Origin of the sequence: Corynebacterium sp. (assembly GCF_030826625.1) — a bacterium.
Lineage (GTDB): Bacteria > Actinomycetota > Actinomycetes > Mycobacteriales > Mycobacteriaceae > Corynebacterium.
The window spans coordinates 24,428-35,481 of the sequence record NZ_JAPJNQ010000015.1; the positions used below are offsets into that span (position 1 = coordinate 24,428).

Consider the following 11,054-nt stretch of genomic DNA (forward strand, 5'->3'; position numbering starts at 1 on the left):
TGGACAAGCTGAACAATGACTTGGAGCAGAAGGCTAAAGATCAGGATGCGCGCCAAGCTGAGCTTGATAAGAAAGAAGCAGACCTCAACGACAAAGCATCTGCGTTGGATGAGCGTGAAGCTTCTGTAAACCAGCAGCGTGAACAATTGGATGCTGCTGCGAAGGGGCTTCTCCCTCGGATTGACGAGCTGGACAAGCTGAACAATGACTTGCAGAAGCAGGCTGATGAACAAGCAGCACGCCAAGCAGAGCTTGACCAAAAAGAGTCTGAACTCGCAGGCCGCGATGCAGAGCTGGATGCTAAGACTGCCGAGCTGCGGAAGCAGCAAGCTGAGTTTGTTGAGAAAATGAAGCAACTTCAGCCGGACATTGAAAAGCTGAACAAGCTGAACAATGAGCTGGAGCAGAAGGCTCAGGATCAGAATGCTAAAGAGTCTGAGCTGAAAGAGTTGGCTGAAAAGCTGCAAAAACAAGAAGAAGCACTGGTTGCGAAATCGAAGGAACTGCAGCCACAACTCGACAAATTGCAGAAGCTGAACAACGAGTTGGAGCAGAAGGCACAGGCCCAGAGTGCTAAAGAGTCTGAACTCAATGCTCATGAAGCTAAGCTGAAACAACAGCGTGACGAGCTGACCGCCAAGGCCGGAAAGTTAGCATCAGATCTTCAGCGGCTTGAGCAGTTGAAGAAAGAACTGGATAAGTCAAACCAAGACAACGGCGGTAACAAGGAACAACCTAAACCAAGTCTGCCTGGCGGATCGTCTGACTTGTCGAATCCAAATGGCGTAGCTGACGCCTTCAAGGGCTTCTTCGGCCTCGCAGCCGGACTCAGCGTATTCGCCCTCATCTTTGGAGGCATCCTTCAACCCATCAAGCACTTTGACGGCTTCGGCGCTATCCACGAACAAGTGCGTGATGCTTTCGCCAAGATCGGTATCCGTTTCTAGATTGTCGCTGACTCAGATCAACTGACAGTTCCAAACTAGAACCCGATTGTCGGTCACAACACTGAACCGCCACCCTCACGGAGGGTGGCGGTTTTTGTCATGCAGAACTCCAGATTGTGACCTGCGTTCTGTCAGGTAGAAGACTATTTTGGGACCCCAGCTAACTCCAAACTTTTTCGTACAATGCTCACGATAATTTTTGTTCAACTACACATGTTTCTGAATTAGTTTTTGAGTTACAAAGCATCAGAAAGGGTCTGATGCACCCTGGGTACCTATCTGAAAGGGGACTAATCGTGTCCAACCTTAAGTTTGTCGCCGGAACCGTGAAGCGTCGCGGAATTGCTATTGCGGCGGCTGTGGCTGTCGCCGGAGGCAGCCTCGCTACTGCCAACTACGCAATGGCAGTGGAAGCAGAACCGACTTTTGAAGAGCTAGAAGCTGAATTCAGTGGCACAGAGGCGGGTAATACGGCCGCAAAGACTGCATTCGATGCAGCGAGCGCACTCAAAGATGGAAAATCTGTTGAAGAGGTCCAGCAAATACTGCAAACTGGGTTGCAGGGTGCTGCCGGACAAAATGGGGCTGGATTTACGCGAGAAGAGTTGACTGACTTTGATCAGAGCCAGCTAAATGACGGACTAAAAGCTGCCGCTGAAGATGCGGAGAAAAGGTTGCAAGAGAAAAACGGCATTCAATCCGACGAACCGTCATCTCCGGCGCAGAATCCAGCAGGCTGGGCTTCACCAGCACCAGCAGGTAAGTACTCTCCACAGCGTCTGGAAGCTGAATTTGGAAACACTTGGCAAGGCATGATTGCACAACTTACTTCTGAAAACGTAGCGAAGGCAATTCGCGAAGGAAAGAGCGATGAAGAGGTAAAAACGATTTTCAAAAATGGTTTCAAGTCCGCCGGGTTCACCGAAGAGGAAATCTCTTCAATTTCTGACGAAGAACTTAACAAGTTAGTCAGCGAGGCGAGAACTAAAACCCAGAACGGTTTGATTGAGCTTAACCATGCAAGGCAGGATGCGTTGCATGAGCTGCGCCAGCTGTCAAATCTTAACTCACTGCAGCGCTCGGTATTCGAGAAAGATATCTTGGGTGCAGATAAGATCTCACAGATTGACACTGTTCTTACAGCTGCTAAAGCCGAAAATAATAACCCAGTTGCTCAATTCGCTCCGGTCCCAGGTCAGGAGACCCCAGAGAAAGCTGGTGAGCAGACCGATGTTGAAAAGGCATTGGCTCACACCAAGCAAGAAGCACTCAAGAAGCTTGAGGGCTTCACCTTCCTGACAGATCAGCAAAAAGAAGCTTATAAGAAGCAGGTGGAGGCTGCTACCCAAGTCTTCGAAGTTGAAGAAGCCTTTGAATCTGGTGAAGCCAAGAACTCGGTAAACAAGGAAACTAAGGAAGCTCGAAACTTCGTCGGTAAGGCTGTCGCGCGTACCAAACACCTGGCATTGAAGCAGCTCGATGAAATGAAGCACCTGACCCACGAGCAGAAGAAAGAAGCTCGTAACAAGATCGTTGCTGCCAAGCAGGTATTCGAAGTCGAAGCTGCTTTCCACGCTGCAGAGAAGCTGAACAAGGCTGCGAAGTAAACCTTGCTACGAACTAGTGTGCAGCTGTAGCTGCGTGTAACGCTAATTCGTTTCCTCCTCGATTGCCGTCATCCCTCAACGGGGTGGCGGCTTTCGGCGTCTGTGCACGGCGCGGCAGGTGCTACGCGACGGACCTGCAGTGGCCAGGTGGCGGCTTTCGTCGGCAAGGAAACCGTGAATAACGGCACACGAACACCCCTAGGCAAGGCAGAATAATGAGGGTAGGCTTATCGCTATGCCAACTATACAGTTTGACGTTCTCATCCCCGTAGAACCCGCACAACGCCTGCGTGAAAACTACGAGCTTGCCTGCGATAAACTCGTGAAATCCGAGATGGTGGAGTCGGCGAAGCTGTCCTTCGACGACAAGCCAAAAGTAGCCGAAGACGTCGTAGAGCAACTACACCGCATCTACGAGGACGAACACAACGACAACGAACTCGAAGACGGCGTCATGCACCGCTACCGCTTCAAAGTCGACGGGGTAAAAGGCTCGGTCAACCAACTGACCATGGCACTATCGCGGTTTTTAACGCCGGAAGCGCCACTACCGAATGACCGCGTGCTGCTGGAAAACGAGAAAGCCTATGAACAGCCCGCGACCTACCCATGGACGGTCAACATCTTCCGCTAATCAGGCTTGTATGCAGCGTTCCTGGAACTTCCGGGCAATTTCCGCTCCAGCGGCGCGCAGCTGATCTGCCACATTTTTACCCGGCGCCAGCTGCACGGCGAGCACATTGTCGCCCGGCTGCACACCGAACTCAGCCGCGGCGACAGCCAATACCGGGCCAGATTTCTCGCTGGTGTTGTTTCCAGCTGCATCCACCAGCTGTGCGATCTGGCTAATAACCTTGCCGCGGCTGGATTGCTCATCAAAGCGCCCCTCGCCAGTGATTACTAGGTCGGCTTGCGCGATAGCCGCAGGTAGCCCTAATTCCTGGGCTACGACGGCGGCACCAGGCAATAGGTGTACGTGATCATCTGTGCCGTAGATCAGCTGCGACAGCCACATCAGTCCCACCGGCGTTGCGCCCGCAGCCCCCATAAACTCCGCGCCAGCATCCACACCAGCCACTTCACACAGCTGGATCAGGGCAGTATCCAAGTGCACAACCTGCTCATCAGTAGCGCCTTTTTGCCGGGCAAAAACCTCGGCGCTGCCCTTCGGGCCACAGGCTGGGGCAGTGGTATCAGCCAACAACACGAACTCCATACCCGCAGCGGCGACATTCAAATTCGCGGTATCGATGTGTTCTAGGCGATCCAACGGCCCGCCGCCCTTGGGCAACGGATAGCCACGCTTATCGTGTGGGGCGGCACCTAGTGCCACCAAGATCCCCATTCCGCCATCAGTGGTGGCCGAGCCACCCAATCCCAGAACTACGCGCTGCGCACCGCGGGTTTGCGCATCCGCGATTAATACCCCGGTGCCATAAGTATCTGCAGTAAGTGCGTCGAGCTTATCCGCAACCGCAGGCAGCCCAGAAGCAGCGGCAATATCGATATATGCGGTTTTCGCGGCACGGTCGTAGCGGTAGCTCGCCTCAGTTAGGCGCCCGGCGGCATCCGTCGTCGGCAAGGTGATGGTCTCACCGGAAAACCGTGCCGCGGTTCCTTCGCCGCCGTCAGCCATGCCAGCGGTGGTGATGGCAGCGTCCGGGAAAACCTCGGCGACGCCGTCGGCAAGCCAACCCGCGGCTTCGTCCGAAGTAGCAAAGCCTTTATATGAATCCGGGGCGATAACAATGTTCATGCCTGTCAGATTATCTGAGGTGTGATGGTCAGTGACACCAGCTGTGGTGAGTGCTGGCGGGTGGGGTGGATACCTGTCGAACGGCCGTCGAAAAACGACAGGCTAGCGGTCTGGTGCATTCCAAAAAGATGATCCAGTGCACACTTATGGGGGTAGGTTCCAATAGTATGACCGGTATGTTTCTGGAGAGGGGGCACGGCGTGTTGCGAAAATCTTTGAACGGGAGAAAACTTAAAAACTGTTGGTGCAACCCACAAGAAAGGTCAAAGACGTGAACGTCGAAAAGCAAGTCAACAGCTACTATGACCGCCTGCTCGAGCGCAACGCCGGCGAGCCTGAATTCCACCAGGCACTGGCAGAGGTTATGGACTCCCTCAAGATCGTTCTGGAAAAGGATCCGGAATACGCCAACTACGGCCTCATTGAACGTCTCTGCGAGCCTGAGCGTCAGCTGATGTTCCGCGTGCCATGGACCGACGACAACGGTGAGGTGCAGGTTAACCGTGGTTTCCGTGTGCAGTTCAACTCCGCACTCGGCCCATACAAGGGTGGGCTGCGTTTCCACCCATCGGTCAACCTTTCCATCATCAAGTTCCTCGGCTTCGAGCAGATCTTCAAAAACTCCCTGACCGGCCTGCCAATCGGCGGCGGCAAGGGTGGTTCGGACTTTGATCCGAAGGGTCGTTCCGACGCTGAGATCATGCGTTTCTGCCAGGCATTCATGACTGAGTTGCACCGCCACATCGGTGAATACCGCGACGTTCCCGCCGGTGACATCGGCGTGGGCGCCCGCGAGATCGGTTTCTTGTTCGGACAGTACCGTCGTTTGGCTAACCAGCACGAATCCGGCACCCTCACCGGTAAGGGCCTGACCTGGGGTGGTTCCCTGGTGCGCACCGAAGCAACCGGTTACGGTGTCGCATACATCACCAAGGAAGCCATGAACCACTTCGGTGACAGCTTCGAAGGCTCGAAGGTCATTATCTCCGGTTCCGGCAACGTGGCCATCTACGCCGCGCAGAAGGTGCAGGAACTCGGTGGCACCGTTGTGGCAATGTCCGACTCGTCTGGTTACATCTCCACTCCAGAAGGTGTGGATGTCGAGAAGCTACGCGACATCAAGGAAAACCGCCGTGAGCGCATCAGCGTCTACGCTGACGAAGTAGACGGCGTGACCTTCCACGAGGGCGGCAATATCTGGGAAGAATCCGGCGATGTCGCACTGCCATGTGCCACCCAGAACGAGCTGGACGAAGACGATGCGAAGCGCCTGACCGAGGCTGGGGTCAAGTACGTCGCCGAGGGTGCCAACATGCCATGTACCCCAGAGGCAGTTCACTACTTCCAGTCCCAGGACGTCGCCTTCATTCCGGGTAAAGCTGCCAACGCTGGTGGTGTTGCTACCTCCGCACTGGAGATGCAGCAAAACGCTACCCGCGATTCCTGGTCCTTCGAATACACCGACGAGCGCCTGCAGCAGATCATGGCGAACATCTTCAAGTCCATCTCGAAGACAGCCAAGGCCTATGGCCGCGAAGGCGATTACGTTGCCGGCGCTAACATCGCTGGCTTCAAAAAAGTTGCCGATGCGATGCTCGCGCAGGGCGTAATCTAATTTTCGCGCAGCCGTAACGATCGGCCGTAGTTTCGGGTCTGTCACGTTGAGCACCGACGTGGCAGACCCGTTCGTCGTTCTAGCTGGTTTAAGATGGCGGTTATGTATCGTGTCTTTGAAGCGCTTGATGAACTAGTCCAACACGTCGAGCAAGGCTATGGCGTGCCAATGACGTCGAATTGCATGGTGCCGCGAAATGACATGCTGGCCCTGCTCGACGATCTCCGCAACGCCCTGCCGACGGAAATTGACGACGCGCAGGACGTGCTGGATAACCGAAATGAGATCCTCACCGGCGCAGAAGAGCGAGCAGGCCAAATCGTGGATGATGCGCAAGCCGATGCCGAAGATATTCTTGCCGACGCTCAAACCCGCGCCACCGACATGGTGGACCGCGCCGAGGCCGACGCTGACGCAATGACCACCCGCGCTCGCGACGAAGCAGAAGACACCGTCGCCCGCGCTCGCGACGAAGCAGAGCGTTTGATCGCTGACGGTAACGCCTCCTACCAGCGCAGCGTCGATGAAGGTATCGCCGAACAACAGCGGCTGGTCTCCGAGGCAGAGGTTGTGCGTCGCTCCGAAGAAGAAGCCCAGCGCATTGTGTCTTCGGCGCACGCTGATTCGAAGCAGCTGCGCACCGAGTGCGACGAATACATCGATGCTCGGCTTGGCGAATTTGAAGAAAACCTCAACGGTGTGCTCCGTACTGTTACTCGCGACCGCGCAGCGTTGCGTCGCGGAGCTGGTGCCGGGGGAGCAGTCAGTGCAAACGGTCGCGGTGGCAGGCGCTGGCAAGACCGCGATGAAGAATACGACTACTAATCTGCCGCTGCAGAAATACTAATCTGCTGCAGAAAAATTAATCTGTTGCAGAAAAGCGATGAATAACCTCGTAGCGGTATGCTAGGAGAAGTTATGACTTCACCATTTGTATTCGACGTCAAAGCGCTGCTGACCCAGCAGCAAAGCCCAGAGCAGATCACGCACACTGGGCCGTCCCCGCGCCGCATCGGTGCAGAAATGCTCGCCATCGAAGAGGGAGCGGAAGTCACCGTTGACGCGGTGCTGCATTCCCTGGGGGCCGGCATCATGGCCGATGCCGATGTCTCCGCGGTGCTGCGTGGAGAATGCTCCCGCTGCCTCAGCCCGCTGGAGCGTCCCACCACGGTGCGGGTGAGCCAAGTCTTTTCTGCTGACGATGAGTTCATCACCGGCGATACCGAAGACGATGACGATGCCGGCTCCGGCGATGAAATCCCGCAGGTTAGCCACGAAGACACGATTGACCTGCTGCAAACCGTCACCGATGAGCTAGTGCTTGCTGTGCCGTTCAACCCGGTATGCGAAGACGGCTGCCCGGATGATTCGCCGACCCCAGAACCCGATGGAGTATCAGGCGAAGAACCGCACGAACATGTCGATCCGCGTTGGGCGGGGCTGGAGAAATTCCGTGACTAGGTCGAACAAAAAACCTCGGCTCACCGGGCACGAAGCACTCAAGCACGCTTTCGCCTCGGTCGATCACACCCCGCTGCAAAAACAGTTAGGGGTCGAGCTTTCCGACGACTATCTCTGCCTGGCACTAACCCACCGCTCATTCGCGAATGAAAACGGCACCCTGCCGAACAACGAGCGACTGGAATTTCTGGGTGATGCCGTGCTTGGTCTGTCGATCGCCGCGAAACTCTACGAGCTGCACCCGGAACGCCCAGAATCTGATATTTCAAAGATGCGTGCCTCGATCGTTTCGCGTTACGGGCTTGCCGACGTCGCCCGAGAAATCAACCTCGGCCCGCACATCTTGCTGGGCAAAGGCGAAAAGCTCAATGACGGCGGTGACAAGGATTCCATCCTCGCGGATACCACCGAAGCTTTACTCGGAGCGATCTATCGGCAATACGGTTTTGAGGTCGCCCGCGAAGTGATCTTGCGGCTTTTCGCAAGCAAGATTGCTGGTGCATCGGCTCGCAATCGCACACTGGATTGGAAGACCACGCTGCAAGAAGCTCTGGCGGAAGCGAAGCTGCCGATGGCGGTGTACTCGGATGAACGTACCGGGCCGGATCACGAACTGACGTTTTATGTCACCGCGACCGTCGGCACAACCGCAGTGGGCCATGGTGAAGGGCCGAACAAGAAAACCGCCGAGCAGCAGGCAGCACGCGAAGCTTGCGAATTGGTGCGCACGAACCCCGGTGCGATTCAGGTTTAGCGCGTGCCAGAATTACCAGAAGTTGAGGTCGTTCGCTCTGGCTTAGCCCAGCACACCACTGGTGCGCGTTTTTGCAGCGTCGAGGTGTTGCATCCACGTGCTAACCGCGGCCAAGAATTCCCGCTGGCTGGGCTATTGCAGGATGCGGTGATCACCCGCTGGTCTCGGCGGGGGAAGTTCTTGTGGGCTGAGCTTGCCGACGGCCAAGCACTCTATGTGCACTTGGGGATGAGCGGACAGATGCTCGTCGGCCAGCCAGGGCAGGTGAGTTCACAACACTTACGGATTCGCGCGGAGCTCGAAGTTCCGACAGAAGCCGACACAAGTTCGAATACTAAATCAGCGGCGGGTGGCGTCGTCAAGCGTGAGCTAGCCTTCGTCGACCAGCGCACTTTTGGACGTTGGCTGGTCTGCGAATTCAGTAGTGAAAAACCCGGTATCCCGGAACCTGCCGCCCACATTGCCCCGGACCCGTTTAGCCCGGATTTTGATGTGGTGGCAGCCGCGAGGGTGCTACGCAAACGTCGATCAGCGGTGAAAAGCGTGCTGCTGAACCAAGAGATCGTGTCCGGTATCGGCAATATTTATGCCGATGAAGCCCTTTGGGCGGCGCAGATCAACCCCACTAGGCCAGCGAATAAACTGCTGCAACGTGAGGCAGTGGCGCTACTGATCGCTGCACGGGATGTGATGGCGCGAGCGTTGGAAGCGGGCGGAACCAGTTTCGATGCCTTGTACGTCAACGTTAATGGGGGTAGTGGGTATTTTGAGCGCTCGCTGAATGCCTATGGCCAAACTGGAAAACCCTGTTCACGCTGCGGAAACGAAATTGAGCGAATAGTGATTAACCAGCGTTCGTGTCACTATTGTGTCGTGTGCCAATGACACTATAAGGTTTAGTTCCATGAACTTCCTGGAAAGCGTTGAGTCCGGCATTGTTTCATTCAATGACGGCATTTGGGCCATCATCCCGTGGCTGTTGATTGCATCTGGTATTTACTTCGCCGTGCGCACCAGTGGTGTGCAGGTCACCAAATTCGGTGACATGTTCCGTTCGCTGGGTGAGGGCCCGAAGGGTAAAGGCAAAAACCTTGACCCGGAATATGGTGGCATCTCTGCGTTCAAGGCTTTCACAATCTCCGCGGCCTCCCGAGTGGGTACCGGCAACATCGCTGGTGTCGCTGTTGCCATCACCATCGGTGGCCCAGGTGCGGTTTTCTGGATGTGGATCATCGCCCTGGTCGGTGGCGCAACCGCCTTCATCGAAGCCACTTTGGCACAGTTGTGGAAGACCAAAGAAGCCAGTGGAAACTACCGTGGTGGTCCGGCCTATTACATGACCCGCGGCTTGGGCTTTAAGCCATTGGCAGCGGTGTTCTCGGTGGCATTGGCATTCACGTTCGGCTTCGTTTACAACGCTTTCCAGTCGAACGCAATCGTCGATACGATGTCCACCTCGTTGAACCTCGAAGGTTGGCTATTCAACCTGATCATCGGCATCGTATTGGCAGGCATTTCTGCCGTTGTCATCTTTGGTGGCGTGCACCGCATCGCGAACTTCACTCAGATTATCGTGCCGTTCATGGCTGGCTTGTACGTCATCATTGGTGTAGTCGTGATCATCCTCAACATCAACGAAGTTCCAGGCATGATCGGCCACATCGTCGGCCACGCCTTTGGTGTTACCGAGGTAGTCGGTGCCACCGTCGGTGCTGCGTTTTCGCACGGTATGCGGCGTGGTTTGTTCTCTAACGAGGCTGGACAGGGTTCGGCACCGAACGCGGCGGCGACTGCGACAGTCTCGCACCCAGTCAAGCAGGGCTTGGTACAAACCCTGGGCGTGTACTTCGATACTTTGCTGGTGTGCTCGATCACCGCGTTCATCATTCTGCTCGGCGGCGACCACCAGTATGGATTGGAAAACATCGAGGGTGCCGCGCTGACGCAAAGCGCTCTGGCTAATGAGGTTGGCGCGTGGGGTATCCACATCGTTACTTTCATTATTTTCTGCTTGGCCTTCTCCTCCGTATTGGGCAACTACTACCTGGCGCAAACCAACCTGCAGTACCTGACGGATTCCCCAAAGATCCTCAATGGCTTCCGCGTTGGCGTGTTGGCGTTCATCATCATCGGTTCGGTTACCAGCATCCCAGTGGTCTTCGCGCTGGCCGATACATTCGCGGCGACGATGGTCGTGCTCAACCTGATCGCGATCGTTCCACTCGGTGGCGTGGCTCTGAAGCTGCTGAAAAACTACAACCAGCAAAAACGTCGTGGCCAAGACCCAGTATTCCATCGCGATATGCTGCCGGGCCTGAAAAACGTCGAATGCTGGGATGGCTCCGATCCTGTGACCCGCCGCAGCGAAGAAGACATGTTGAAATAGGTGCAGTCCGCGTAATTTATGCACTTAAAAGCGCTCACCCTGAAAGGGTTTAAGTCGTTTGCCTCGGCGACGACGATGAAATTCGAGCCCGGCATCTGTGCAGTTGTCGGGCCCAACGGCTCTGGTAAATCCAACGTTGTCGACGCGCTCGCCTGGGTGATGGGGGAAGGCAGCGCGAAAACACTGCGCGGCGGCAAGATGCAAGACGTCATCTTCGCCGGGGCGGGTGATCGCAAACCATTGGGTCGCGCCGAGTTCACCCTCACCATCGACAACGCTGACGGCCAACTGCCGATCGAATACACCGAAGTCAGTCTCACCCGTCGCATGTTCCGCGATGGTGCCAGTGAATATGAGATCAACGGTGCCAAAGCGCGCCTGGCTGATATTCAAGAGCTGTTATCAGATTCCGGCATCGGCCGCGAGATGCACGTCATCGTCGGCCAGGGCAAGCTTTCGGAAATCCTGGAATCCAAACCAGAAGAACGTCGCGCCTATATCGAAGAGGCCGCTGGTGTGCTCAAGCAC

At 55.8% G+C, this 11,054-nt stretch carries 11 protein-coding genes; 10 read left to right on the forward strand and 1 reads right to left on the reverse strand.

The window, feature by feature from the left end; all coding sequences use genetic code 11:
• The 3 genes from RCH87_RS03325 to RCH87_RS03335 form a co-directional block, all read left to right on the forward strand.
• A partial coding sequence (locus RCH87_RS03325) for a hypothetical protein (protein WP_306515335.1) occupies positions 1-947 on the forward strand: 947 nt, incomplete at its 5' end.
• 296 nt (positions 948-1,243) lie between these two features.
• Complete coding sequence (locus RCH87_RS03330; RefSeq protein WP_306515336.1) at positions 1,244-2,554, forward strand: GA module-containing protein; 1,311 nt, start codon at positions 1,244-1,246, stop codon at positions 2,552-2,554.
• 235 nt (positions 2,555-2,789) lie between these two features.
• Positions 2,790-3,188: a hypothetical protein gene (locus RCH87_RS03335; RefSeq protein ID WP_306515337.1), complete on the forward strand. Its 399-nt coding sequence runs from the start codon at positions 2,790-2,792 to the stop codon at positions 3,186-3,188.
• Here the strand turns inward: RCH87_RS03335 and RCH87_RS03340 are convergent, their stop codons facing one another.
• Positions 3,189-4,310, reverse strand: a complete 1,122-nt coding sequence (locus tag RCH87_RS03340) for a glycerate kinase (RefSeq protein WP_306515338.1) — start codon at positions 4,308-4,310, stop codon at positions 3,189-3,191. It lies immediately after the preceding gene.
• Between the two features lie 271 nt (positions 4,311-4,581).
• On the opposite strand from RCH87_RS03340, the gene gdhA reads away from it, so the two are divergent.
• From gdhA to RCH87_RS03375, 7 genes are all read left to right on the forward strand, one after another.
• Positions 4,582-5,925, forward strand: coding sequence for an NADP-specific glutamate dehydrogenase (gdhA, locus tag RCH87_RS03345; protein WP_306515339.1), 1,344 nt, complete (start codon positions 4,582-4,584; stop codon positions 5,923-5,925).
• 102 nt (positions 5,926-6,027) lie between these two features.
• Positions 6,028-6,750: a DivIVA domain-containing protein gene (locus RCH87_RS03350; RefSeq protein ID WP_306515340.1), complete on the forward strand. Its 723-nt coding sequence runs from the start codon at positions 6,028-6,030 to the stop codon at positions 6,748-6,750.
• Between the two features lie 93 nt (positions 6,751-6,843).
• A complete protein-coding gene (locus RCH87_RS03355; RefSeq protein ID WP_306515341.1) occupies positions 6,844-7,386 on the forward strand; it encodes a DUF177 domain-containing protein in 543 nt (180 codons plus the stop codon).
• Positions 7,343-8,140 (forward strand): ribonuclease III, encoded by a 798-nt coding sequence (gene rnc / locus RCH87_RS03360; protein ID WP_306515342.1) that lies wholly within the window; start codon positions 7,343-7,345, stop codon positions 8,138-8,140. Before RCH87_RS03355 ends, rnc begins: the two co-directional genes overlap by 44 nt.
• A 3-nt stretch (positions 8,141-8,143) precedes the next feature.
• Entirely contained in the window at positions 8,144-9,025 is an 882-nt protein-coding gene (gene mutM, locus RCH87_RS03365; RefSeq protein ID WP_306515343.1) for a bifunctional DNA-formamidopyrimidine glycosylase/DNA-(apurinic or apyrimidinic site) lyase, read from the forward strand.
• Positions 9,026-9,044: 19 nt separating this feature from the next.
• Positions 9,045-10,526, forward strand: a complete 1,482-nt coding sequence (locus RCH87_RS03370) for a sodium:alanine symporter family protein (protein ID WP_306515344.1) — start codon at positions 9,045-9,047, stop codon at positions 10,524-10,526.
• Between the two features lie 18 nt (positions 10,527-10,544).
• Positions 10,545-11,054 (forward strand): AAA family ATPase (locus RCH87_RS03375; RefSeq protein WP_306515345.1); only part of this gene is annotated, 510 nt, incomplete at its 3' end.

What these genes read in the sequence shown, in the direction of transcription:
- RCH87_RS03370 (WP_306515344.1), top strand. Translation starts at nt 9,045, where the DNA reads ATGAACTTCCTGGAAAGCGTTGAGTCCGGCATTGTTTCATTCAATGAC.
- rnc (WP_306515342.1), top strand. Translation starts at nt 7,343, where the DNA reads ATGTCGATCCGCGTTGGGCGGGGCTGGAGAAATTCCGTGACTAGGTCG.
- RCH87_RS03340 (WP_306515338.1), bottom strand. Translation starts at nt 4,310, where the DNA reads ATGAACATTGTTATCGCCCCGGATTCATATAAAGGCTTTGCTACTTCG.
- RCH87_RS03355 (WP_306515341.1), top strand. Translation starts at nt 6,844, where the DNA reads ATGACTTCACCATTTGTATTCGACGTCAAAGCGCTGCTGACCCAGCAG.
- RCH87_RS03350 (WP_306515340.1), top strand. Translation starts at nt 6,028, where the DNA reads ATGTATCGTGTCTTTGAAGCGCTTGATGAACTAGTCCAACACGTCGAG.
- RCH87_RS03335 (WP_306515337.1), top strand. Translation starts at nt 2,790, where the DNA reads ATGCCAACTATACAGTTTGACGTTCTCATCCCCGTAGAACCCGCACAA.